Origin of the sequence: Thalassospira sp. SN3W (genome assembly GCF_038070535.1) — a bacterium.
In the GTDB taxonomy this organism is placed as follows: Bacteria; Pseudomonadota; Alphaproteobacteria; order Rhodospirillales; family Thalassospiraceae; genus Thalassospira; species Thalassospira xiamenensis.
Genome location: NZ_CP121124.1, coordinates 3583698 through 3607394 on the forward strand (window position 1 = coordinate 3583698; position 23697 = coordinate 3607394).

Below are 23697 nucleotides of genomic sequence, written 5' to 3' on the forward strand. Positions count from 1 at the left end.
GGTGCCCTATGCCCCGTTTTAGTGCCAATCTTTCATTCCTGTTTGCCGATCTGCCGTTTGAAAAACGGTTTGCCGCGGCGGCGGCGGCCGGGTTTGGCGGGGTCGAATATGTCGGCGCCTATGACATGCCGATGGCCAGTGTCAAATCGCTGCTGAGTGACAACGGGCTTGAACAGGTTTTGTTCAATATGCCGACCGGGGATTGGGAAAAGGGTGAACGCGGGCTTGCCTGCCGACCGGGGCGCGAAGATGCGTTTCGCGATTCCGTGGTCAAGGCGCTTGATTACGCAGCCGCGACCGGATGCAGGATGGTGCATTGCATGGCGGGTGTGATGGGCAAGGGCGAAGATGCCGGGGAACTGGCGCGGCTTTATTGCGACAATCTGCTTTATGCCGCCGATCTGGCCGAGCAGGCCGGGGTCAAAATCCTGATCGAGCCGATCAATCCGATTGATATGCCGGGTTATCTGCTTAATTCCGTCGAACAGGCCGCCGTGATCCTGGATCAGCTTGATCATCCCAATCTGGCGCTGCAATTCGATATTTACCATGCGCAGATTGTCGGCGGGAATATTGCGGCCCGTCTGGACAAGCATCTGGACAAAACCGCCCATATCCAGATTGCCGGTGTGCCGGGCCGCCGTGAACCCGATAGTGGCGAACTTAATTACCCGTTCCTGTTCTATATGCTGGATCGGGTCGGGTATGACGGCTGGATCGGTTGCGAATACAAGCCGCATGGCGATACTGTGGCGGGGCTGGAGTGGATCCGTCCGTGGATGCCGAAATCCTGATCCCTGATTATTCGATCAGGATGGCGCGGAAGTCGTTTACGTTGGTCAGGGTCGGGCCGGTGATCAGGAGGTCGTCGATTTTGGCAAACGCGCTATAGGCGTCGTTGTTGGCCAGATATTCCCGAAGGTCGATCCCGGCTGAAATCGCCTTTTGCCAGCTTGTCGGGTCGATGATGGCACCAGCGTTATCTTCGCTGCCATCAATACCATCGGTATCAATTGCAAGCGCACTGAACCCTTCGTGATCGCGGAACTGGATCAGGAGGGAGAGCAGAAATTCGCTGTTGCGGCCACCACGGCCCCCCTTGGCGCGGACCGTGACGGTTGTTTCACCCCCCGATAGCAGCACGCAGGGTTTGGCGGCGGGTTGGCCGTGATTGGCGACCTGATGGGCGATCCCGGCATGGACGATGGCGACCTCGCGGGCTTCGCCTTCGATGGCGTCCCCCAGAATGACCGGATTGATGCCAAGGTCGCGGGCGATCTTTGCTGCGGCCTCCAGACTGTCCTGCGGGCGTGACAGCATGATCACTTCATGCCCGTCAAAGCATTTGTCGCCCGGTTTGACGGTTTCATGGATGTCGTTGTTTAAAAGTTCGGTCGCGGCAAGCGGGATTTCGATCCGGTAACGGCGGATGATATCAAGCGCGTCCTGCCCGGTTGTCGGATCGGCAACCGTGGGGCCCGATGCAATGATCGCCGGATCGTCGCCCGGCACATCGGACACCAGATAGGTGACCATGCGCGCGGGGGCACAGGCGGCGGCAAGCCTGCCGCCCTTGATCGCAGACAGATGTTTGCGCACACAGTTCATTTCGGAAATGGTTGCACCACTATGAAGCAGGGCCTTGCTGATCGACTGTTTGTCTTCGAGTGTCAGACCCGGACCGGGCAGGGCCAGCAGGGCCGATCCGCCGCCCGAAATCATGCAGACCACCAGATCATCGGGACCGGCCGATTTGACGATATCAAGAATACGCTGGGCGGCCTTTTGCCCGGCGGCATCGGGGACCGGGTGGGAGGCTTCGACAATTTCGATTTTCTCGCACGGGACGGCATGACCATAGCGGGTGACCACCAGACCGGAAATATCGCCATCCCATGCCTGCTCGAAGGCACGCGCCATATTGGCCGATGCCTTGCCCGCACCGATGACGATGGTTTTGCCCTTGGGCTTTGTCGGCAGGTTGCGCGGAATCTGGACCGCAGGATCGGCGGCCTTAAGGGCGGCATCCATCAACTGCAAAAGTTTTTCGCGCGAGGGTGTCATGTCTGGTTTCCCTGATTGGTCGTGTTTTTATATTGTCTTTGAGGCTCAGTTCGGTTTGTTCACCGCGGCCAGTTTGAAATATTCGATGACCGCCTGTAAATGTTCGGACATGGCTTTTTCCGAGGCGTCCGGGTCACGGGCGGCGATGGCTTCGACAATCGCATAATGATGTTCCTGCACCATCCGGTCAAAGGATGGGCCGGACAGATTGTTAAAGCGGATTTCGGTCAGGGCGGCCTGCAGGACATCGTGAAGCATTTTCATGACGTGATAATAGATGATTGATCCGCTGGCGCGGCCGATCATCATATGCAGGCGATGGTCATCATCGGCACGGTATTTGGGCGCGCGACGTGGGTCGTGGGCCTGGCGGTAGGCGATGCGCAGCAGTTCGATATCCTCGTCACTGGCATTGATGGCGGCACGACGTGCGGCCCATGTTTCGAGCGTGCAGCGGATTTCCTGAAGGTCACGGAGGTTGTTAAGCGAATCCCGGACAAGATCGGTCATCGCGGTATCCATTTCGACCCCGGTGGATGACAGGACTTCGGTGCCGCCGCCCTGAACCGCGCGCAGATAGCCACGGGTTTTAAGCTTTTGCAGGGCGGCACGGACTGAAACGCGGCTGACTTTCATGTCTTCGGCCAACTGGCGTTCGCCCGGCAGACGGTCCCCGGGCAGGAACATGCCCGCGGTGATCATGTCGAGAAGCTTGTCGGCAACCTGATCGGCAATCCTTTTGGGCCGGTTGGCATCAACCGTGTCGGAAGATTGTGCAGGTTTGACAGGCGGCATGTTTTGAACACTCCAGCAGCGACCGAGACCAGCCGACAATGCGTTTCGTTTTATTGGTCATACCACTTTACGGGATGTTTGGCGTTGCTGCAAAGTGTCCGTTGAACTGTTGTAAAGGGGGCGTGCGGGCGAGCTTGTCAGTCCTGCAATAAATTGATAGTTCAACAGGGTCCGATTGCCGGTCTGTGACGGTTCCGGACCCGAAAATTTCAAGCTGCCCCAATTTCAGGAGAATTCGCGTGAGCCACCATACCGGGTCGCTGCTGGGCCATGATGATCCAGCACCGTTTGAGGTTTTGAACGAGAACGGCAAGGGGCATTCGCTTTTTGTCTGTGACCATGCGTCGCGCGAAATCCCCAAAAGCCTTGGTACGCTGGGCCTGCCCGAAGAAGAACGCAAACGCCATATCGGGTGGGATATCGGGGCGCGCAAGGTGACCGAAATTCTGGTGGAGCGGTTTGACTGCCCGGCGGTTCTGGGAGGATTTTCGCGGCTGGTGATTGATTGCAACCGGCAGCTTTGGGACCCGACCGGGATGCCCGAAATCGCCGATCAGACGGTGGTGCCGGGAAACAAAAACGTTTCCCCGACGGAGCATATGAAACGCATCCGCGAGATTTTCCTGCCCTATCACGGGGCCATCGAGGAACGGATTGCTAATTTCCATGCCCATAAAATCGTCCCGGCCCTGATCGCCATTCATAGCTTTACCCCTGTTTTCCAAGGGTTTGAACGCCCTTGGGAAATCGGCATTCTTTGGGATCGCGATGATCGTATTCCGGTGCCGTTGCTGGCAAAGCTTCGCGAACAGAATCCCGATCTGACGATTGGTGATAACGAACCCTATTCCGGGCAGCATATGGCCGATTACACCATCGATCATCACGGCGAAGCCGGTGGATTGCCCTGTGTGTCGATTGAAATCCGGCAGGATCTGATTGATACTGATGCGGGATGTGAAAAATGGGCCAAAATCCTTGGCGATGCGTTTGTCGACATCCTGGCCGACCCGAACCTTTATAAAATCAGGAGAGACTGATTTGGCGGTGTCCCATTCGCGCGAACCGGGCTTTTCCATCGGGATCGAGGAAGAATTCTGGCTGGTGGACCGCGAAAGTCGCGATCTGGCGACGGACCCGGCAGCGGGGTTTCTGAAAGACTGCAAGGATGCGCTGGGCGATCAGGTATCAAGCGAATTCATGCGCTGCCAGGTCGAAACCGGCACCAAGGTTTGCAACAGTGCGGCCGAGGCCCGCGACCAGTTAACGCATATGCGCAGCACGGTTGCCGATATTGCCGCACGTTATGACATGGCATTGCTGGCGGCATCGACCCATCCGTTTGCGCAATGGGACAGCCAGAAACACACCGAGGGCGAGCGGTATAGCACGATTGCGCGTGACCTTCGCACGGTTGTCGACCGGCTTCTGATTTGCGGGATGCATGTGCATGTCGGGATTGAGGATGATGACCTGCGGATCGAATTGATGGCGCAGGCGAGCTATTTTCTGCCGCATCTTCTGGCACTCACGACCAGTTCGCCATTCTGGCGGGGGCGTGATACCGGGCTTCAGACATTTCGGCTTTCGGTGTTTGATAATCTGCCGCGTACCGGCTTGCCTGAAGTGTTCGGATCATGGGCGGAATATCGCCGCCATGTCGATATGCTGATCCAGGCCGGGGTGATCGAGGATGGCACCAAGCTTTGGTGGGATTTGCGCCCCAGTGATCGTTGGCCGACGCTTGAAATGCGGATTGCCGATGTTTGCACCGATCTGGAAGACGCGGTCTGTGTTGCGTCGATCACGCGATGCCTGATGCGGATGCTGTATCGCTTGCGGCGCAATAACCAGCGGTGGCGGATTTATTCCAACATGCTGGTGCGTGAAAACCGCTGGCGGGCGTGCCGGTACGGAAGCGACGCCGGGGACAAGACCGGGCTGATCGATTTTGGCCGGGCGGAGATCGTGCCCTATGCCGATCTGCTTGAGGAAATCATCGAACTGATCCGCCCGGATGCCGAACATTTTGGCTGTGTCGCGGAAGTCGAACATGCGCGCACCATTATTGCACGCGGCACAAGCGCACGTCGCCAGCGCGAGATTTATACCGATGCGGTGGAAAAGGGGGCAAGCCCGCGCGATGCGTTGCTTGCGGTGGCCGATCACCTGATTGCGCATACGGTGCCCGGCGAAAAATCGGCGGTATGACAGCCGTTTGGAAGCCGTTTGGAAGTTGCCGGGCGAACGGGTCTTGTCATGGCAAAGCGCATTGAGTATCGTCGCGCCGCATTAAAATTCAGCGCACCGGTTTCCGCTGCGCAATCATGATCGGAGAATATCAGGAATGACCGAAGTCGGTGGAATCGCAGCCGATCAGCTTGCGAGCTATGTCGAACGTATCGAACGCCTTGAAGAAGAAAAAGCCAACCTGATGGCTGATATCAAGGAAGTTTACGGTGAAGCCAAGGCGCTTGGTTATGACGTGAAAATCCTGCGCCAGATCATCCGTCTGCGCAAAATGGAAGACCACGAACGCACCGAACAGGAAGAAATCCTTGAGGTTTACAAACGTGCGCTTGGCATGAGCTGATCTGCTGTGTCAGGAGTGTCGCGCCAAGATGCAAAGCCCGCTTTCGAGCGGGCTTTGGTTTTTGTATCCTGTGGCAATGAATGACCGGACCCGCCCCAAAATCACCAATGAAGTCACAGAAGGCGTTTGCCGTCTTTTGTATCATCACCGCATGGCTTGTCTGACCGAGATCAGGCTTGGTAATGGGCGGAGGCTTGATGTGCTGGCCCTTGGGGAAAAGGGGGATCTTTGGGCGGTCGAGGTCAAATCATCGGTCGAGGATTTTCGCGTTGATCAGAAGTGGGAAAGCTATCTTGATTATTGCGACCGGTTTTTCTTTGCCGTGCCGATGGAATTCCCGCGCGACCTGATCCCGGTTGATGTCGGGTTGATCGTTGCCGACCGGTTTGAAGCGGCCATTGTGCGCGCGGCACCTGAGCCGGACCGGAAACTGTCGGCGGCACGCCGAAAGAAGTTATTGATTTCATTCGGAAGGACGGCGGCAGGCCGGATGACTCCGGGGGCGGATGGCGATATCGTTATTCCGTGATGATTTAAATCCAAAGGCAAAACCCGATACAATCGGCAAATGTACAAGTATTTGTCACTTTATACTTATACGTGGACGTGATAGGAAAAATATACCGTAGGGTAGTATTTCTTGTCTTATTTTTGAACTAATATCCTAACAAACATGTCACTTGGTTGCGCTAGTGGTCGCTGACTACACTCTGCCGCGCGGTCAGGTGATAGAAGAAAATATCCCTGGAAACGATCAAGATCGGTTCATGCCGCGGAAACCTGTATGACGGGGTGCATTTTTGCGCGCCTGTCGGATCGTGGGGGTACGATGGCGGGGATGGGACGGGCTGCGAAAGCGGTAGCAGGCCACGGGCTTGTATCGGGGGACGGCATCGGGACGCGGGGGCGTCATATCCGGTATGCCGGTCCGAACCTTATCTGGCGCGGGGCTGCACATATATCCGTGCCCGGCCATGCCCGGCACATCACCACATTTTCAATAAAAACAAACGGTCGGCATTTGCCGCGCACGTATTTCGCAGCCTGCGAAATGGTGCGGGCGGATGATCGCTGTGTCGCCAATGACGTGGTTAAGGGACATCGCAAAAACAAGGGTGACGCCACAGTCACCGCCTTCCGGGAAGCTGTTGGGGCAGCAGCCTGATATCCTTGTAGTTACAATTGGTTAGAACGTTACAGAATGAAAACTTTCGTCAATCTGAATATCGGTACCAAGTTGGCGGTTCTTCCGCTGATCGGGGTTATCGCCATTGCCATTGTGGGCGTCATCGGGGGACGCGCGATTGTATCACTTAGCAACGGTCTGGAATTTGCCGTTTCGGAGGCCTATCCGGAGGTCCGCGATATCGGCAATATCGACCGCAATGTCACCAAGGTTCACCAGACGGTTTATCGCCTGCTTTCATGGTCGGCGGCAGGCGTTGACGAAGACCGCATGAGCAGCGTGAATGCGGAATTGCAGTCGCAGATTACGGCGGCCCGCGATGCCTTTACCCAGATGCTGGGTGATCGAAACATGCAGGGGCCGGAACGCGAGATCGCGGAAGGCGCGGCCAAGCTTTACGAAGATTACCTTGCCAAGATCGATCAGGTTCTGGGGATGCTTGATATCGAGTATACCGGGGCGCTGAGTTTTTCGTGGTCGGCACAGTCGGATTACGAAAGCCTGATGGCGACATTGGCCGAGCTTCGTGAAACGGCGGAAAACCGCATGGATGTTGCCAGTTCGGATGCGATGGCAGCCGGCATGACAGCCCAGAACCAGACAATCATTGCATCGGTTGTTGCCGTCCTTGCGATGGTGCTGATCAGTTTTGCCATCACACGCGTGATTGGTGTGCCTGTCAAGCGGCTGACGGCGACCATGCGCGAACTAGCCGATGGTCGGGCCGATATCGATGTGCCCTTTACCGGGCGGACCGATGAAATGGGCAGCATGGCAGGAGCGGTTGAAGTGTTCCGCCAGAATGCCGAAAGTTTGAAGGAAGCCGAGCGCAAACGCATAGAGGACGAAGCCAAGGCGGCCGAGGAAAAACGCCGCACCATGCAGGAACTTGCCGCCGAGATTGAAACATCGGTCAAGGGGACGGCAACCGCAGTCAGTGCTGCGATCGAGGAAATCGGCGCATCGGCCAGTGCGATGCTGACCAATGCCGAACGCACCGATCAGCAAAGCGAGAATGCCTATGATGCGTCGGGTAAATCCAGCCGCAATATGGGCGAGATTTCAGAGGCCGCCAACAGCCTTGCCGCGGCCATTTCCCAGATCAGCAATGAAATCCAGGAAAGCAGCCGACGCGCACAGGCCGCAAGCGAGCAGGCACTGGATGCAGATGCCAAAATCCGCAAGCTTGAAGAAGCCAGTGTCCGGATCGAGGATGTTGCGGCACTGATTGGCAATATTGCCGAACAGACCAACCTTCTGGCCCTGAACGCGACGATTGAATCAGCCCGTGCCGGGGATGCCGGAAAGGGCTTTGCCGTTGTCGCCAACGAGGTCAAGAACCTTGCCAGCCAGACAGCGCGTTCGACCGAGGAAATCGCGACCGAAATCGCCAATGTCCGCACGGAAACCGTTCTTGCGGTCGAGGCGATCCAGACGATTGTTGCCAGTGTCAATGACGTCAACGGTATCCTTAAAGCCATCGCCGATGCGGTGCTGGAGCAGGGGACGGCCACCGGCCAGATCAGCAACAGCATTTCGGAAGCCGCCGGGTATGCCGAAACCGTATCAGGCGGGATTGGCGATGTGCGCGAAATTGCCCGTGCCACCCGCGAGTCCGCGGATTCCGTCGGGCAGGCAACCGGCGAGCTTGGCCGCCAGATGACCGGTTTGAGTTCATCTGTGGACGGGCTTGTCGCCCGTTTGCGGGCGGTCTGATCCATTTTCCATTTTTCTTCCAACAGGTTCATCAAAGGGGATTACCTGATGAAAACACTTATGCGTCTTTTTGTTTCTGCCATGACCGCACTTTGCCTGACCACCGGCCTTGCACAGGCCCAGGACAAGGCGGCAACCGCACAGGAACTGGTCGATAAGGCCATCGCACTTTACGATCAGGTCGGACAGGACAAGTCCTTTGCCACCTTCAACGACAAGGACGGTGAATATGTCTTTGACGAATTTTATGTGATTGTCGCCGATGGTGAAAAGGGCACGTTCCTGACGCATGCGATCAATCCGAAGCTGATCAACAATCCGAAAATCTGGGACCTTCAGGATGTGAACAGCAATTTCATCATTCGCGACATGGTGGAAACCGGCAAGACGAACCCGGATGGCGGCTGGTCCAACTATACCTGGACCCACCCGGAAACCAAGAAACTTGCCGAAAAGAAAACCTGGGTAAAACCCCATGACGGCAAAATCTTTATGGTCGGTTATTACGAATAACGGATTGCCGAATCGTGGAATTACAGAAGGTCGCCAAATTGGCGGCCTTCTTTATTTATGAGATTGGCGATCATGGAAGTATATTTCTGCCTGTGACGGCTGTCACATCAATAGTGAAATAAAAGTTACGAAGCATTTTACTGGTATAGTCATTTGCGATTTCACACTATTCGATGGTCTATATTTGTTCCAAACTTTCATAAGTTTGATGTCGAATGGTAAATTATCTTAAATATTGAATAGGTTATAATCGTTCTTAGCTTCATAGGCCCGCGCAAGACGGGCCGATATCTCCTGGGTGGAAGCGCTGGCAACTGCGGCGTTATTCCAACGCAGCGTTCGGGTGTTCAGCCGTTTAACGGCAAATGAGTGGGAGATAGCTGTGAGAAAAGTCAAACGGGCAATCTTTTTGTCCGGCGGGGGACCTGCCGTCGGGCTCAGTATCGGGGTTCTGAAACGACTTCAGCAGGAACCCGATATCACCTTCGATATCTGGTCTTCTGCCTGCATCGGTGCGTGGCTTTCGGTAGCCTGGCATCAGGCGGACGAGGGACAGGAACTTGATCAGACGATCGGGTTTTTCCGCAAGATATTCCGCCCGGCAAGCGTTTATGACCGCTTTCCGATTGCATCGGCCTTTGCGCCGGATTTCTTTTCCGATTTCGCCAACCGGCTTTCCTATTTCTTTAACCCGGACAGTTATCAGGGGCTGATCGTGCCAGAAGCGATGGCCGAAGCCGCCGAGCATGTCCGCCATTTCATGGGCAATCCGAAATACTGGACGCCCCATAACCTTAACGATGTGCTGTTGAATGGTATTCTGGCGGTCAATCCGCTGTCGCGCTTTATGGTGGGCGCGATGTATCAGACCAAGACCAAGGGATTGGCGAAAATCTATTCGCCTGACAGCATGTTCCTGGATCGGCTGGATTTTGACCGGCTGTATCAGCCCGATAAACCAGCACTTTTCCATAATGCCTATAACCTCACACAGCAGCGGCTGGAGCTGTTTACCAACAAGCCCGATCATTACAATCTGCCGCAGATGAATGCGCAGACGCTTTGTGCCTGTTCGGCCCTGCCGTTTATCGAGGAACCGGTTGAAATAAACGGCGATACCTATTGCGAGGGGGCGACGGTTGATACGGTCAATTTCTTTGATTTCCTGCACCATCATCCCGATGTCGAGGAAGTCTGGGTCAGCCGTATTCTGGACCTTAAGCAGGTACGTCAGCCGGAAAATCTTTATGACGCGCTTAACAACCTGATCATGCTGTTTGCCGCATCGGCAAGCGAGGATGCCGTCAAGGCCTTCAAGCGTGAAGTCGCCGAAAGCGGGCGGAAGATCGACATCATCGAAATCCCGGTTTCACCCCATATCAATTACGACTGGACTTGGGAGAACCTTGATCGCGGGATTGACGATGGCTATCAGGCGACCGATGACATGATTGCAAGTTACCGCAGCCGGCAGCTTCGCGAACATCCGGTGCGTGATCTGCGCCGTCGCGCGGCACGGGTTCTGCCCGATCTGCATTTCCCGTTTGGCGGGCCACGGCCAAGATTGGCGTAAGTAACATCATCAAACAAAGGGGCCGCTGATCTGATCATGCGGCCCCTTTGATTTTGGAAGGCCGATTATTCGGCGGCTTTCAGATGTTCCGGCGGGTTGCGGAACTGTTCAAGCAGTTCGGCCTTGCGGGTTTTGACCTTGTCGATATTGCGATCCTTGATATGGCCGTAACCACGGATCTGTTCGGGCAGGGCCAGAAGGGCGTTGGCAATGCGGGCATTGTCATGATTAAGACCGTTGATGACCTCGTCCACCAGTGCCTCGTAATCGGCAATCAATTGACGTTCCATTTTGCGTTCATGGGTACGACCGAACGGGTCGATTGCCGTGCCGCGCAGGAATTTGAATTTGGCAAGAATGCCAAAGGCGCTCATCATCCAGGGGCCGAAGGCCTGCTTTTTCAGATGGCCGGTCTCCGGGTCCTTGTCGGCGAAGGCCGGTGGGGCGAGATGGAAACGTATTTTGTAATCGCCGGTGAAGTTTTTGGCGAGTTTGGCCCTGAAAGCCGGATCGGTATAAAGGCGGGCGACTTCATATTCGTCCTTATAGGCGAGCAGTTTGAAGTAATATTTCGCCACCGTCCGGGCGAGATCATCGCCATCATCAAGGCGTTTTTCAGCCGCCGCAACCCTGTCGACCAGTGCGACAAACCGGTTGGCATAGGCCGCGTTCTGATAATCGGTAAGGAAGGCTTTGCGTTTGGCGACAATTTCCGAAAGCGTGGTGGCAATCGGATGTGCTTCGGCCTCGTTCGGGCCGATGACATCAAGCACGCGTTTCGGATCATGGGCAAACAGGCGGCCCCAATAGAAGGACTGCTTGTTCATATCAATCGCGACACCGTTCAGATCAATCGCCTGCATCAGGGCTTCTTCGGTGATCGGGATCAGGCCGCGCTGCCATGCGACACCCAGCATGAACAGGTTGGTCGCAATCGAATTGCCCATCAGGCGGGTGGCGATATCGCTGCCTTCGACGAAGTTCACCGCATCGGCACCACATGCATCGGAAATGACCTTCATATGCTCGTTCGATTTCAACTGGAAATCGGGGTTGCGGGTGAAGGCACCGGTGACGGTTTCGTGGGTGTTGATGACCGCCTGGGTAAAGTTGCGGCGCATCTTGGCAAGGCCTTCGAAGCTTGCCGCGACCAGAAGATCACAGCCCAGCACCACATTGGCCTCGCCCGCCGGAATGCGGGCGGCATGGAGTTTGTCCTGCGTATCGGCAAAGCGGATATGGCTTACGACGGCACCGCCTTTTTGCGCCAGTCCCGCCATATCAAGGCCGACAATGCCCTTGCCCTCGATATGGGCGGCCATGCCAAGCAACGCCCCGATGGTGACGACACCCGTGCCGCCAACACCGGTAATCAGAACCGACCACGGTTCGGTGATATCGGGCAGGGCCGGGCGCGGCAGGCTGGCGAAAACAGCATCGCCCGCATTGCCGCTTTTGGCGGCGGCTTCGGGTTTGCGCAGCGATCCGCCTTCGATGGTGACGAAGCTTGGGCAGAAGCCATTCAGGCAGGAGAAATCCTTGTTACAGGCCGATTGGTCAATGGCGCGTTTGCGGCCAAATTCGGTTTCGACCGGCACAACGGCCAAGCAGTTGGATTTTTCACCGCAATCGCCACAACCCTCGCAAACCAGATCATTGATGAAGACCCGTTTGGGCGGATCGACCATCAGTTTGCGTTTGCGACGACGACGTTTTTCAGCCGCACAGGTCTGATCAAAGATCAGGATGGTGACACCTTCGATTTCACGCAGTTCTTTCTGGGTATTGTCCAGTTCGTCGCGGTGGCGGATATCAACACCATCGGCGAAATGCGACGGAACCGGGTATTTATCGGGCTCGTCGGACAGAACGATGATGCGTTTCACGCCTTCATCGGCCATCTGGCGGGTGATTTGCGGCACGGTCAGCGGGCCGTCAACCGGCTGGCCGCCGGTCATGGCAACCGCATCGTTAAACAGGATTTTATAGGTGATGTTGACACCGGCCGCGACGGCGGCACGCACCGCAAGCGACCCGGAATGGTAATAGGTGCCATCGCCCAGATTCTGGAAGACGTGCTTGGTGTTGGTAAACGGGGCCTGCCCGATCCAGGTGACACCTTCGCCGCCCATATGGGTAAAGGTTTCGGTCGAACGGTCCATCCAGTTGACCATGTAATGGCACCCGATCCCGGCCATGGCGCGGCTGCCTTCGGGGACCTTGGTCGAGCTGTTATGCGGGCAGCCCGGGCAGAACCACGGAATGCGCGCGACATCCGGGCGTGGTTCGGCGATTTCGCGTTCTTTCTGTTCCAGCCAGTCGATGCGTTCGTGGATTTTCGGACTGTCATAGAAACGCTTGATGCGCTGCGCCAGGACAACCGCAATGCGCGCCGGGGTCAGTTCATCCATCGAGGGCAGAATCCATTCGCCCTTTTCATCGAATTTGCCGATCACGGTCGGGCGGACATCCTCGCGCCAGTTATAAAGCTGTTCCTTGACCTGATTTTCCATCACCGCGCGTTTTTCTTCGACGACGATGATTTCCTCGAGCCCCATGGCAAATTCGCGCACATCGTCGCGGTTGAGCGGCCAGCTCATGCCGACTTTCAGCACGCGAATGCCGATTTTTGCGGCATCGGCTTCGGATATGCCAAGGTCATCGAATGCCTGCATGACATCAAGATAGGCCTTGCCGGTCGTGATGATGCCAAGCCGTGCATTCGGGCTGTCGATCACGGTTTTGTTCAGCTTGTTGGCGCGCGCATAGGCAAGGGCGGCATAGAGCTTGTATTTCATCAGGCGGTGTTCCTGATCCTTTGGCGTGTCGGGCCAACGGATATGAAGCCCGCCTTCGGGCATGTCGAAATTATCGGGGATGATCGGCGTGATGCGATCGGGCGCGACATCGACCGCAGCCGAACTTTCAACCGTTTCGGCGATGGTTTTCATCGCAACCCAGCAGCCGGAATAGCGGCTCATGGCCCAGCCATGGATCCCGAAATCAAGGATATCCTGCACGCCGGACGGGTTCAGAACCGGGATTTGCGCATCGATAAAGGCATATTCGGTCTGATGGGGCAGGGTGGATGATTTGCAGGAATGGTCATCACCGGCCAGAACCAGAACACCGCCATGTTTTGACGTACCGGCATAGTTGGCGTGTTTGAAAACATCGCCCGACCGGTCAACACCCGGTCCCTTGCCATACCACATGCCAAAGACGCCATCATATTTGGCGTCCTTGTACATATTGACCTGCTGGCTGCCCCAGACGACGGTGGCGGCGAGGTCTTCGTTCACACCGGCCTGAAATTCGATCTGCTGTCTGGTCAGGAATTTTTTGGCGCGCCAAAGCTGCTGATCAAGGCCGCCCAGTGGTGACCCGCGATAACCGGAAATACATCCGGCAGTGTTCAGGCCTGCGCGCGCGTCAAGCTGGCGCTGCATCAGGGGCAATCGAACCAACGCCTGAATACCGGTCAAATAGACCCGGCCTTCTTCAAGCGTATATTTGTCATCAAGGCTAATTGCCGCCAATTGTGCCATGACCAGTCTCCCTCGGGATCTCTCTCTGATTGCGGGGTCGCGTGGGCCAGTTGCGCTGCTTTTATTGATATAAGTTTACGCGCAGGGTTTTGGTATGGCCCGTAAAATTCTCTTTGCTGTCATTGGCGTTCCGGCTTTGGCGTTTGGTCGGGACGGATCGCTGTCTGACAGGATAATGGTAATGAATGCTGACCTTTTTTCAAATCAACTCGCATTGCAATGTGCAAAACGCCTGATTGCACTGGTTGACGTTGGGTCAACTTGATATTTACTTATTCCGGTACCGATTTGCGCGCAATTTTATTGCGGTCGTGCTGCGGTGCGAAATTGCCGATGTGATCGAGTCTATCCTCGGCAACATCAAAGTCGGGTGTTAAGTTTGGCGCGGGTTTTGACCCTGAGAGTTGGAGCATGAAATGGATCAACGTGTATCGCTGATTACACTTGGCGTGGCCGACCTTGACCGGTCGCGGCGTTTTTACGAGGACGGACTTGGTTGGAAAGTCAGCGAGATGGTCGAGGGGCAGGTGGTTTTCTATCAGCTGTCCAACGGGCTGGCGCTTGGCCTGTTTGGCCGTGAAGATTTGATCAAGGACGGGCAGTTTGAGGATGATACCGGTGCCCGTTTTGCCGGTCTGACGATTGCCTATAACGCACGGGACGAGGCCGAAGTTGATGCGGTGATGGCAGAGGCGAAAAAAGCCGGTGCCGTCATTCAGAAACCGGCGGAAAAGGTGTTCTGGGGCGGGTATTCCGGATATTTCCGCGATCCGGACGGGCATGCCTGGGAAGTGGCGTATAACCCGTTCTGGAAACTGGATGCCAAGGGTAATCTGACGATCCCGCAGCCGGAATGATTTTAACTGCGGCACTAAAAAAGGCCCTGCCGGTTATCAGCAGGGCCTTTTGTATTTAACTGGCTTTGTGTTTGCGCAGATGGGTCAGGAAATAGATCAGCCCCCCGGCCAGCAATCCCCAGAACGCCCCGGCAACCCCGAAAAACGATAGACCGGCGGCGGTGACAAGGAAGGTTACGGCGGCGGCTTCGCGGGCGTCATCATCCTTGAAGGCGGCAACCACAGACCCGGAAAATGCCCCGATCAGGGCGAGGCCTGCGACCGCTTCGATCAGGATCGAGGGAGCCAGACTGACAAAAGCGGTGACAAGACCGGCCAGCAAGCCGAACAGGATGTAAAACACCCCGCCAAAGGCCGCCGCCCAATACCGTTTTTTCGGATCGGGATGGGCATCTTCGCCCGCACACAGGGCGGCGATGATCGCGGCAAGGTTGACGGCGTGCCCGCCGAAGGGGGCGGCCAGCAACGAGAAAAAGCCGGTGGTGGCAAAAAGCGGACCGGGCGGGGTGTCGTAATTATTGGCGCGCAAAACTGCCGTGCCGGGAATGTTTTGTGATGCCATGGTGACGATAAACAGCGGCAGGGCAATGCCCACCAGACCGGCCAATGTGAATTCCGGTATGACGAATTCGACCGGCGGCACGATGGCACCACCAAGACTGCCAAGCGTGTTTTCGGGGAAGTCCACGCCGACCACCATGACAATGATGAAGGCCAGCAAGGCGGCAGGCACGGCAAACAGGCGATTGATCCGCCCGACCACCAGCCAGGCAATGACAATCGGCAGGCCCAGAAGCGGATTGAACGCAACCGCCTTGATCGGTGCCAGACACAGGCCCAGCAACACACCGGCCAGCATGGCATTGGCAAGCGGGGCGGGAATGGCGGCAACCGCACGGCCCAATGGCTTCCAGATGCCGCAGATGATGATCAGGATCGCGCAAACAATAAATGCCCCGACGGCCACGGCAAAACCGCCGTCAATTGCGCCCGATGTTGCCAGCAATGCCGCGCCGGGGGTGGACCATGCGATGCTGATCGGCATGCGGGTACGTAGCGACAGATAGATCGAACACAGCCCCATCGCGACCGATAGCGCCATCAGGCCCGATGCTGCCTGATCGGGCGTTGCACCAACGGCACCAAGCCCCTGAAGGACGACAGCAAAGGAACTGGCCGAGCCGACAAAGGCGGCAAGGATGCCCATGAACAGATTTTGGGGCGAGATATCGCGCAGCATGATGGCTCCGTCAAACAGACAAAACGGATGGATGGGAAATGCGGTGGCAGAGCGGGTGAATTTAGTGGGATCGTGCGATACAGACCAGAAAAAAAGAAGGCCCCGCAGGCCTTTGCCGGGGGCTTCTTTTGTAGACGGTTATTCAGGGCAGGTGATCAAAGCATGTCGCGCTTGGTGTGCGGGTTTGCCACCTCGTGGGTGCCGATCAGTTTGGCCTGATGGCGGGCAAGGATATCTTTGGCGCGGTTTTCCTTTGTGTCGTCGGGTGTCTGAACCCATAGCAACAACCCGTTGTCATCAAGCTCGTCCTGCAATTCGCCGGAATATTTTTTGCCGATCATGGCGGCGACCACACCGCCGGCCGCAGCACCGATGCCACCGGCACCGACGATTGCGGCAATGGTTGGTGCAATCGGGCCACCCGCCGCGATCATGACGCCTGCGGCACCAAAGGCGGCGGCATACATGGGGGCACCGACCAGGACGCCCTCCGCATTGCCAATCGGGGTGGGGGCGGTATAGGCAAGCGGGGGCATGTCGGGATCGTTTTCGATATCCTCGACCTTGCGATAGACATGGCCCAGTTTGTCTTCGATGGTGCGTTCGGTCGCAAGCAGGCTTAGGTCGGAATGTTTGAAGCCGGCTTCTTCCAGATCCTTTGCGGTTTTTTGCAGGGCGGGAAGGTCATGAAAAACGCCAACGGTTTCGTTTCGGGTCCTGAGGATGGACATTGTGGCCTCCTTTTACTGAAAGGCTCCCTGTCTAACCAACGTGCCGATGCGCTGATTGGTTCCGCAAATTTTTCAATATGTTGGAATGATGCCAAAACAAAAACGGCACCCGCATGGGGTGCCGTTGGTGATCTTTATGGTGCCGGTCTTACCGTTCGGTGATCTTGAATTCGATACGGCGGTTGCGGCGATAGGCGATTTCGTCGTCGCGGTTATCAAGCGGCTGATATTCGCCAAAGCCCGCAGCAACCAACCGGTTTGGCGGCACACCGCGTTCGATCAGGAATTTGACCACCGAAATTGCACGCGCCGCCGACAGTTCCCAGTTTGACGCGAATTTCAGGTTACGGATCGGAACTTTATCCGTGTGACCATCAACGCGCATGACCCAATCGATATCGTCGGGGATTTCGGCCGAAATGGTTTTCAGGGTATCGCCAAGCTTTGCCAGTTGTTCCTGACCGTCTTCGCCAAGATCGGCGGAGCCGGATGTGAACAGGACTTCGGACTGGAAGACAAAGCGGTCACCCACCACGCGGATATCCTGACGGTCGCCTAGAACTTCGCGCAGGCGGCCAAAGAATTCCGAACGATAACGCTGCAATTCGGCGACCTTGGTGGCAAGGGCGGCATTCAGGCGCTGCCCGAGATTGACGATCTGGGCCTGGGCTTCTTCGTTCTCGCGCTCGGACGCTTCGAGGGCGGCTTCGATGCGGGCAAGCTGCTGACGCAGGGCCAGCATCTGCTGATTGAGGGCGGCGACCTGTGCCTGTGCCTCGGTGCTGAGCTTTTTCTCGTCTTCGAGTTCGGCCGCGCGCGAGGCCAGCAGGGCGGAAAGCTCTTCGATGCGGGTTTCCTGATCGGCAAGCTGTTCGTCGGCTTTTTCGCGTGCGGTGCTGAGCTCGGCCTCTTTTTCCTCAAGATTGGCAAGGGCGGCGAGAAGCTTTTTTTCCATCTCGTCCGCAGACAGTTCGGCGGCGGAAAGCTGGCTTGCGAGGGCGGCGGCACGGTCGCGCAAATCGTCGCGCTGGTCGCTGGTGTTGGAAAGCTCGGTCGTGAGCTGTGTCAGTTCGAGTTCCATGCGCTGATTGTTGGTGCGTTCGAGCGACAAAAGATTGGTCAGCTCGTTCACCTGTGCGGTCAGGTCATTCAATGCCTGGTCACGTCCCGAAAGGGCAGCACCCAGATAGACCTGGGCGACGACGAAAATCATCAGCAGGAAAATGATCACCATCAACAGGGTGGCCAAGGCATCAACAAAGCCAGGCCAGGTGTTGACGTCGCGATTTCGGCGGCGTGACAACCCGGTCATGCGATCAGCCCTCCTCGGCGATCGCGGCGATGGTACGGGCCAGAAGCTTGATCTCGCTTCTGATTTCCTGAGTCGATTGCTGACGGCCCATGGTCAGTTCCTCGCCAACGCGTGCAAGGGTGTTATCGAGCGAGCGGATATGGGCGCGTGTATTGTCATCGATGCCGAAGCTGCCGATTTTCATGGAATCGGAAAGCTGATCAAGCACGGGTTTCAGATGCATCTGGTTTTCCGCCAGCTTGACCATAAGCTGCTGTTCGGCCTTCATCTGATCGGTCAGGGTCGAGAGTTTATCGGCCAGATCGATCAGGGTGTTATGCGATTTGATCTGCGAGCTTTCGGACCGCTGGATCGAGTTTTGCAACCCTTCCATATTATCGGCCATCTGTTCGATCAGGGCCGAAAGATAGGCCGGAACCGACTGTTCCCCGTCTGACACCGGACCGCCCGAAGACAGGCGGGTAAAGCCCGAAAGCCATTCTTCAAGTTCGTTAAAGAAGCGGTTCTGGGCTTGGCCGGCCTGCATGTCGATCAGACCAAGGGCGAGCGAACCGGCCAGACCGAAGAGCGAGGACGAGAACGCCGTTCCCATGCCGCCAAGCGGCTCGGCAAGGCCCTGTTTCAGTTCGTTGAACCACAGATCGATATTCTGGCCCGAACCAACATTGACATCACCGATGACATTGGCAACCGAGTTGACGGTCTGAAGCAGGCCCCAGAAGGTGCCGAGCAGGCCAAGGAAGACCAGAAGGCCAACCACATAGCGCGACAGTTCGCGGCTTTCATCCAGACGCGAACGGATCGAGTCCAGAATGGTGCGGGTCGCCATGGTCGAAAGTTGCGGACGGTCGCGGCGCTGTTCGGCCATCATGCGAGCCATGGGCAGCAACAGTTTCGGCGGGACCTGAGACGTCAGGCCCGGACGGTTGCGACGGAAATCTTCGATCCAGGTGACTTCTGCCGACAGGCCAGCAACCATGCGGAAGGTATAGATCACACCGACAACAAACACGCCAAGGATCAGTCCGTTCAGAACGGCGTTGGCCATGAACGCATCGGAAAGTGCCGGAAACAGCAAGGCACCGACGGCGGCGATGATGGCGATGAAAATCCCCATCCGCGTCAGGTAGCTTCCCGGTTTGGTCACGACAGGAAGGGTTGCCATGCCGTTGGCCGAATTATTGCTCATGACGGATCAATCCTAGCGTTGAACGGTTTTGATATCGACACGATCAGCCGGACCGGACGGCACATTGGCGCCCAGCGCACGGACATCAATGCGCGTGGACCGCACACCTTTGTCGATCAGGTAGGAACGGACCTGCAGGGCACGCGAAAGCGACAGACGGCGCGCCTTGCTGGCGTTGTTGGAATCACCTTCGGCATAGGCCTGAAGCTGGATACGCATGTTTTCATCGCTGCCCATGTTCTTGACGATGCTGTCAAGCTGGGCGCGGGCGGCGTTGTTCAGCTCGAAACTGCCGGAACCGAAGGCAAGGCTGTATTCACCGGCACCCGATGGTGTGGATGCAACCGGGTCCTTGGCCGCAGGCGGAACAGAAGCGGTTTCCGCGGCCGGTTTCGGTGCGGGTGCGGGTGCAGGTGCAGGTGTGCTGGGCGCTGCTGCAACCGGTGCAGGCGGTGTGGATGGTTCGTTGCTTGAACGCTGTTCCAGCATTTCCTGCGGCGAGGTCGTGGTGTCAGGTGCCGGGCTTGGCGCGTCTGGCACGTTTGATTTGTTCGGTACAACCGGCTCAGGTGCGGGCGGCGGTGGTGCCTGTTTGGTTTCCTCGGCCGGAAGCGGCGGGGCTTTTGGTGGTTCGACCTCGGCCGGTTTGGTTTCGACTTTCGGGGCCGGTTCGGCCTTGGGGGCGTCGGCCATTTCCGCAACTGGCGCGGGGGCCGGTTTTGGTGCCGGGGTCGGTTTGCTTAGCGGGACCGGTGCGCTGCCGCTGGCTGCCTGTGCGGCGGCCGGGCTGGCCGGTTTGGCGCGCGGTGCGGCGGTGGGTTGGGGCCGGTTAAGGGCGATCACCTGATTTGCGCCATCATCGTAGGACGGGCTGGTGGTGACACCGGGAACACCGTAAAACTGCGATTGTGTCGGAACGTCGTTGCTGCCCGAACCGTCGATGACAACGGTTTCAAATCCGTCGCCATAGGTTGCGCCACCGGTATCCTGCGCAAAGCGATCAGCGGCAAGGAATTCTGAATGCGGGCGGGTTTCAGGATAGATCAGGTCGCTGCCGGCAATCGAAATATGGTCACGCGGAACCGAGGGTGAAAGATAGTTCGGTACGGTCGGTTGTCCGCCAAACCCGTCGGCAACATCCCAGTTTACCTGTACGTTGCTGTCAACGGATACGGGGGTGTATTGCTGTGCGGATGCGCCGCCACTGACAACCACGTTACCGCCCAGTGCGGCCATGAATGCCAGCACCGAAATCTTGGAATACCCCATCATCAAATCGCAGGCCCCTTGTTACCCTGTGTTTGAACACGTTTTTTATAACGCACAGTTTTGTGTCGATCTTTTGGCACATCGTTTTGTTTGGCGTGCCACCCCGGTCTGCTCACGCGGATAAATCCATGATCAGACGGCAAGTACCATAGCTTAGAGCTTGATGATGAACAACCGCTTTGACCGGCACATGTACGTGAATGAAAAAAAGGGCATCCGTGCGAAAGCAGGGATGCCCTTTCAAAAAACGGTAATAAAAGCTGATACTTATTCGGTAACGGCTTTTTTAAGCGTCTTGGCCAGCACGGGCTGGATATAGTCGTTGGCGGCAACGACGCTGCCGGTGCCAAGCATGTTGGTGCCACCTTTGGCATCGCGGACATAGCCGCCTGCTTCGGTGATCATCAGAAGGCCTGCGGCGATATCCCACGCGTTAAGATGAGATTCCCAGTAACCGTCAAAGCGACCGGCGGCGACATAGGCCAGATCAAGCGATGCGGCACCCATGCGGCGCACACCGGCACAACGATCCATGACCGAATGCAGCTGCTTTTCAAACGCGGCGTGATCGCCATGCCCGATATGGGGAACGCCACATGCCAGAACGCATTCGTTCAGACGACGGCGGCCCGAAACACGCAGGCGACGGTTATCAAGATAGGCGCCAACGCCTTTTTCGGCCCAGAAGAATTCATCCTTGGCGACATCGTAAATGATGCCAGCAATGATTTCGTCACCCTTTTGCAGGGCCACGGAAATCGCAAAATGCGGAATGCCGTGCAGGAAGTTGGTGGTGCCATCAAGCGGATCGATGATCCAGCGGTGCTCCGGATCGGAGCCCTTGATTTCGCCGCCTTCTTCCATAAGGAAACCATAGCCCGGACGGGAACGTTCAAGTTCTTCGCGCAGACGTTTTTCGGCACGGTGATCGGCCGCAGAGACGAAATCTGCCGGGCCCTTCATCGATACCTGAAGGTTTTCGACTTCACCGAAGTCGCGTTTAAGTCCATAGGCCGCCTTTTCGACGGCCTTGAACATGACATTGATATTAGCTGAACGACGGGCGGCGCCACGCACGGCTCATCTCCCGGTGTTTGAAAGTAAAAAAGGAAGGCCTAAGGACGAATGTCCTTAGTCTTTTGCACGTTCGAGATAGGTGCATTCGGTCGTGTTCACGACAACGCGCGTACCCGATTCAATATGCGGCGGAACGAGAATGCGAACGCCATTATCAAGAACGGCCGGCTTGAAGGAAGAAGACTGGGTCTGCCCTTTGACAACCGCGTCGGCTTCGACGATCTGGCAGACAACATGTTCGGGCAGGGTCACGGCAAGCGGTTCGCCTTCGAAGGATTCGATGGTGACAACCATGCCATCCTGAAGGAATACAGCCGGTTCGCCGACGAGTTCTGCATTGACTGTGATCTGTTCGAAAGTTTCGCTGTCCATGAAGGTGATCATGTCACCATCGGCAAACAGATAGGTATATTCATTCTGTTCCAGACGAACACGTTCGACGGTTTCCGAAGCCCGGAAACGTTCGTTCAGCTTGGTGCCGGTACGAATGTCTTTGAGTTCAACCTGGTTAAACGCACCGCCTTTACCCGGCTTCACAGCCTGGCATTTTACCGCACGCCACAGGGCACCTTTATGTTCGATAAGGTTACCCGGACGGATTTCGTTGCCGTTGATTTTCATGGCACCAACCGTTCTTTCAGATCACAGATTCACGATGTAAGCGGGACACCCGTCCCATTAAAGTCGGGCTTAACTACCAGTTTGGCGAATTTGCTGCAAGCAGATTGATCAGGGTTTGCGTGCATGGCAAACCGTCATTCGCGCATGGCTGTCGCCAAATCGCGCAGGTCAAAAGGGCATTGAACCGCGTCGGGTTTCAGTCCGAAGCAGCAGCAATCGCGGCCTTGATCGCCTTTGCCCCGGCCTCGGGACCGTCCGGATGGTTCCAGACTCCGCCCGTGACGGCAATGAAATCGGCACCGGCTTCGACAATCGGGCCAAGGTTATCGGCCGTGATGCCGCCAATCGCGACACAGGGCACCGTGGTAAAGGTCGTCCAGATTTCGATGATTTCGGGGGTGACGCTGGTTTTGGCTTCTTTGGTCTGGGTCGGATAGAACGCGCCAAACGCCACGTAATCAGCCCCTTTTTCGCCAAGCTCCATGGCGCGATGGCGGCTGTCATAGCAGGACACGCCGACAATGTGTTCTTCGCCCATGATGGCACGCGCTTCGTCGTAGCTGGCGTCTTCTTCGCCGACATGCACACCGTCAGCGCCCGATTTTTTGGCAATATCAGGGCGGTCATTAAGGATCAGGGGAATGTCGCGGTCCGCACACAGCGGCAGGATCGCATCAATTGCCTTGCGGATTTCATCATCGGAAACGTCTTTGAGACGAAGCTGCAAACAATCAATCGTACCGGTATCAAGCACGGATTTCAGGCGGTCCGGAAATACGGCCAGATCGATTTTGGGCGGTGTCAGAAGATAAAGGCCGGTTTGGTCGTCTGCGTTCACAATGGTCATTCCTGATCAAAAACTGCGTATCATGTAACGTTTCATCACCCTTTTGGCAATCACCCAGCCAAAAACGCCGCAAGCCGACGGTCAAGTTCCGCATCGGGCAGATGATCGTCACCGGTTTCGTAAATCCGGTCCGGGTCGGGCAGGGTGGTGATGACCCGGCATCCTGATTTCGAGCCGAGATTTTCAAGCCGGGTTTTCAAGTCATCGGGCAGATCGTCATCGAGCAGGACCGCATCAATTCCGGCCTCCATCGCGGCCAAGGCCGATGCGCGACGTCCGCGACAATCAAGGATGCCGTGGATGAGGGCATCGGGAAAGTCGGTTCGTAATCTGGCGATCAGGGTGGCAAACCATTGTGCACCAAGCGACGCCCCGGCATTTTCCGGCGACAGAAGATTGATCCGCGCACGCCCTGCAACGCGGCAGGCCGATTGCCCGCCTGCCATGCCATGAATGCGAATGAAAAGGTTTGTGCTGTCTTTCATCGGGGCAAAATATCACCGGGTCGGGATTTGCCAAACAGAAAGGGCGACCCGAAGGCCGCCCTTGATCCGGATAGATACCTT

At 56.6% G+C, this 23697-nt stretch carries 23 protein-coding genes; 11 read left to right on the forward strand and 12 right to left on the reverse strand.

Features of this window, described 5'->3' with window-relative positions; all coding sequences use genetic code 11:
* The first annotated feature begins 8 nt into the window (after positions 1-8).
* On the forward strand, positions 9-794 hold the full coding sequence (otnI, locus tag P8T57_RS16425) for a 2-oxo-tetronate isomerase (RefSeq protein ID WP_341363704.1): 786 nt from the start codon (positions 9-11) through the stop codon (positions 792-794).
* Between the two features lie 7 nt (positions 795-801).
* On the opposite strand, the gene P8T57_RS16430 is transcribed toward otnI, so the two are convergent.
* Together P8T57_RS16430 and P8T57_RS16435 are read right to left on the reverse strand one after the other, a co-directional pair.
* Positions 802-2064 carry a glycerate kinase gene (locus tag P8T57_RS16430; protein ID WP_341363705.1) on the reverse strand — a complete coding sequence of 421 codons (1263 nt, stop codon included), beginning with the start codon at positions 2062-2064 and terminating at the stop codon, positions 802-804.
* A 45-nt stretch (positions 2065-2109) separates the two neighbouring features.
* Positions 2110-2859 carry a FadR/GntR family transcriptional regulator gene (locus P8T57_RS16435; RefSeq protein WP_007090947.1) on the reverse strand — a complete coding sequence of 250 codons (750 nt, stop codon included), beginning with the start codon at positions 2857-2859 and terminating at the stop codon, positions 2110-2112.
* Positions 2860-3098: 239 nt separating this feature from the next.
* Between P8T57_RS16435 and P8T57_RS16440 the strand changes: the two genes are divergently transcribed.
* The 8 genes from P8T57_RS16440 (at position 3099) to P8T57_RS16475 (ending at position 10440) form a co-directional block, all read left to right on the forward strand.
* Positions 3099-3899 carry an N-formylglutamate amidohydrolase gene (locus tag P8T57_RS16440; RefSeq protein WP_341363706.1) on the forward strand — a complete coding sequence of 267 codons (801 nt, stop codon included), beginning with the start codon at positions 3099-3101 and terminating at the stop codon, positions 3897-3899.
* 1 nt (position 3900) lies between these two features.
* Positions 3901-5070, forward strand: a complete 1170-nt coding sequence (locus tag P8T57_RS16445) for a carboxylate-amine ligase (protein ID WP_341363707.1) — start codon at positions 3901-3903, stop codon at positions 5068-5070.
* Positions 5071-5206: 136 nt separating this feature from the next.
* Entirely contained in the window at positions 5207-5452 is a 246-nt protein-coding gene (locus P8T57_RS16450) for a DUF2312 domain-containing protein (RefSeq protein ID WP_007090950.1), read from the forward strand.
* Between the two features lie 28 nt (positions 5453-5480).
* Positions 5481-5981: an MmcB family DNA repair protein gene (locus P8T57_RS16455; RefSeq protein WP_341363708.1), complete on the forward strand. Its 501-nt coding sequence runs from the start codon at positions 5481-5483 to the stop codon at positions 5979-5981.
* A 255-nt stretch (positions 5982-6236) separates the two neighbouring features.
* On the forward strand, positions 6237-6617 hold the full coding sequence (locus P8T57_RS16460; protein WP_341363709.1) for a hypothetical protein: 381 nt from the start codon (positions 6237-6239) through the stop codon (positions 6615-6617).
* A gap of 36 nt (positions 6618-6653) precedes the next feature.
* On the forward strand, positions 6654-8354 hold the full coding sequence (locus P8T57_RS16465) for a methyl-accepting chemotaxis protein (RefSeq protein ID WP_341363710.1): 1701 nt from the start codon (positions 6654-6656) through the stop codon (positions 8352-8354).
* Positions 8355-8402: 48 nt separating this feature from the next.
* Entirely contained in the window at positions 8403-8867 is a 465-nt protein-coding gene (locus tag P8T57_RS16470; protein ID WP_341363711.1) for a cache domain-containing protein, read from the forward strand.
* Positions 8868-9249: 382 nt separating this feature from the next.
* Entirely contained in the window at positions 9250-10440 is a 1191-nt protein-coding gene (locus tag P8T57_RS16475; RefSeq protein ID WP_007090955.1) for a patatin-like phospholipase family protein, read from the forward strand.
* A gap of 65 nt (positions 10441-10505) precedes the next feature.
* Here the strand turns inward: P8T57_RS16475 and P8T57_RS16480 are convergent, their stop codons facing one another.
* On the reverse strand, positions 10506-13988 hold the full coding sequence (locus tag P8T57_RS16480; RefSeq protein WP_341363712.1) for an indolepyruvate ferredoxin oxidoreductase family protein: 3483 nt from the start codon (positions 13986-13988) through the stop codon (positions 10506-10508).
* A 94-nt stretch (positions 13989-14082) separates the two neighbouring features.
* Between P8T57_RS16480 and P8T57_RS16485 the strand changes: the two genes are divergently transcribed.
* Together P8T57_RS16485 and P8T57_RS16490 are read left to right on the forward strand one after the other, a co-directional pair.
* A complete protein-coding gene (locus P8T57_RS16485) occupies positions 14083-14253 on the forward strand; it encodes a hypothetical protein (protein ID WP_341363713.1) in 171 nt (56 codons plus the stop codon).
* 151 nt (positions 14254-14404) lie between these two features.
* A complete protein-coding gene (locus P8T57_RS16490; protein WP_341363714.1) occupies positions 14405-14845 on the forward strand; it encodes a VOC family protein in 441 nt (146 codons plus the stop codon).
* A 55-nt stretch (positions 14846-14900) separates the two neighbouring features.
* Here the strand turns inward: P8T57_RS16490 and P8T57_RS16495 are convergent, their stop codons facing one another.
* From P8T57_RS16495 to P8T57_RS16535, 9 genes are all read right to left on the reverse strand, one after another.
* A complete protein-coding gene (locus P8T57_RS16495) occupies positions 14901-16085 on the reverse strand; it encodes a benzoate/H(+) symporter BenE family transporter (RefSeq protein ID WP_341363715.1) in 1185 nt (394 codons plus the stop codon).
* 155 nt (positions 16086-16240) lie between these two features.
* On the reverse strand, positions 16241-16816 hold the full coding sequence (locus P8T57_RS16500) for a hypothetical protein (RefSeq protein ID WP_341363716.1): 576 nt from the start codon (positions 16814-16816) through the stop codon (positions 16241-16243).
* Positions 16817-16964: 148 nt separating this feature from the next.
* Positions 16965-18128, reverse strand: coding sequence for a peptidoglycan -binding protein (locus P8T57_RS16505; protein WP_037990863.1), 1164 nt, complete (start codon positions 18126-18128; stop codon positions 16965-16967).
* Positions 18129-18132: 4 nt separating this feature from the next.
* The gene (locus P8T57_RS16510) at positions 18133-19317 is read right to left on the reverse strand and encodes a hypothetical protein (protein WP_007092447.1); all 1185 of its coding nucleotides are present in this window, start codon (positions 19315-19317) and stop codon (positions 18133-18135) included.
* 12 nt (positions 19318-19329) lie between these two features.
* On the reverse strand, positions 19330-20589 hold the full coding sequence (locus tag P8T57_RS16515) for an OmpA family protein (RefSeq protein WP_341363717.1): 1260 nt from the start codon (positions 20587-20589) through the stop codon (positions 19330-19332).
* A gap of 264 nt (positions 20590-20853) precedes the next feature.
* The gene (locus P8T57_RS16520; protein WP_037990894.1) at positions 20854-21624 is read right to left on the reverse strand and encodes an inositol monophosphatase family protein; all 771 of its coding nucleotides are present in this window, start codon (positions 21622-21624) and stop codon (positions 20854-20856) included.
* A gap of 93 nt (positions 21625-21717) precedes the next feature.
* Positions 21718-22284 carry an elongation factor P gene (gene efp, locus P8T57_RS16525; RefSeq protein ID WP_037990860.1) on the reverse strand — a complete coding sequence of 189 codons (567 nt, stop codon included), beginning with the start codon at positions 22282-22284 and terminating at the stop codon, positions 21718-21720.
* Positions 22285-22480: 196 nt separating this feature from the next.
* Positions 22481-23131, reverse strand: a complete 651-nt coding sequence (thiE, locus tag P8T57_RS16530; RefSeq protein WP_341363718.1) for a thiamine phosphate synthase — start codon at positions 23129-23131, stop codon at positions 22481-22483.
* 50 nt (positions 23132-23181) lie between these two features.
* A complete protein-coding gene (locus tag P8T57_RS16535) occupies positions 23182-23616 on the reverse strand; it encodes a hypothetical protein (protein WP_063094403.1) in 435 nt (144 codons plus the stop codon).
* Between the last annotated feature and the right edge of the window lie 81 nt (positions 23617-23697).

Bases quoted from the DNA above. Each gene is read 5' to 3' on its own strand.
- P8T57_RS16480 (WP_341363712.1), bottom strand. From the start codon at position 13,988: ATGGCACAATTGGCGGCAATTAGCCTTGATGACAAATATACGCTTGAA.
- P8T57_RS16450 (WP_007090950.1), top strand. From the start codon at position 5,207: ATGACCGAAGTCGGTGGAATCGCAGCCGATCAGCTTGCGAGCTATGTC.
- P8T57_RS16470 (WP_341363711.1), top strand. From the start codon at position 8,403: ATGAAAACACTTATGCGTCTTTTTGTTTCTGCCATGACCGCACTTTGC.
- P8T57_RS16460 (WP_341363709.1), top strand. From the start codon at position 6,237: ATGACGGGGTGCATTTTTGCGCGCCTGTCGGATCGTGGGGGTACGATG.
- P8T57_RS16455 (WP_341363708.1), top strand. From the start codon at position 5,481: ATGCAAAGCCCGCTTTCGAGCGGGCTTTGGTTTTTGTATCCTGTGGCA.
- efp (WP_037990860.1), bottom strand. From the start codon at position 22,284: ATGAAAATCAACGGCAACGAAATCCGTCCGGGTAACCTTATCGAACAT.
- P8T57_RS16465 (WP_341363710.1), top strand. From the start codon at position 6,654: ATGAAAACTTTCGTCAATCTGAATATCGGTACCAAGTTGGCGGTTCTT.
- P8T57_RS16495 (WP_341363715.1), bottom strand. From the start codon at position 16,085: ATGCTGCGCGATATCTCGCCCCAAAATCTGTTCATGGGCATCCTTGCC.
- P8T57_RS16500 (WP_341363716.1), bottom strand. From the start codon at position 16,816: ATGTCCATCCTCAGGACCCGAAACGAAACCGTTGGCGTTTTTCATGAC.
- otnI (WP_341363704.1), top strand. From the start codon at position 9: ATGCCCCGTTTTAGTGCCAATCTTTCATTCCTGTTTGCCGATCTGCCG.
- P8T57_RS16505 (WP_037990863.1), bottom strand. From the start codon at position 18,128: ATGACCGGGTTGTCACGCCGCCGAAATCGCGACGTCAACACCTGGCCT.
- P8T57_RS16490 (WP_341363714.1), top strand. From the start codon at position 14,405: ATGGATCAACGTGTATCGCTGATTACACTTGGCGTGGCCGACCTTGAC.
- P8T57_RS16510 (WP_007092447.1), bottom strand. From the start codon at position 19,317: ATGAGCAATAATTCGGCCAACGGCATGGCAACCCTTCCTGTCGTGACC.
- P8T57_RS16485 (WP_341363713.1), top strand. From the start codon at position 14,083: ATGGCCCGTAAAATTCTCTTTGCTGTCATTGGCGTTCCGGCTTTGGCG.
- P8T57_RS16520 (WP_037990894.1), bottom strand. From the start codon at position 21,624: ATGTTCAAGGCCGTCGAAAAGGCGGCCTATGGACTTAAACGCGACTTC.
- P8T57_RS16430 (WP_341363705.1), bottom strand. From the start codon at position 2,064: ATGACACCCTCGCGCGAAAAACTTTTGCAGTTGATGGATGCCGCCCTT.
- P8T57_RS16535 (WP_063094403.1), bottom strand. From the start codon at position 23,616: ATGAAAGACAGCACAAACCTTTTCATTCGCATTCATGGCATGGCAGGC.
- P8T57_RS16435 (WP_007090947.1), bottom strand. From the start codon at position 2,859: ATGCCGCCTGTCAAACCTGCACAATCTTCCGACACGGTTGATGCCAAC.
- thiE (WP_341363718.1), bottom strand. From the start codon at position 23,131: ATGACCATTGTGAACGCAGACGACCAAACCGGCCTTTATCTTCTGACA.
- P8T57_RS16515 (WP_341363717.1), bottom strand. From the start codon at position 20,589: ATGATGGGGTATTCCAAGATTTCGGTGCTGGCATTCATGGCCGCACTG.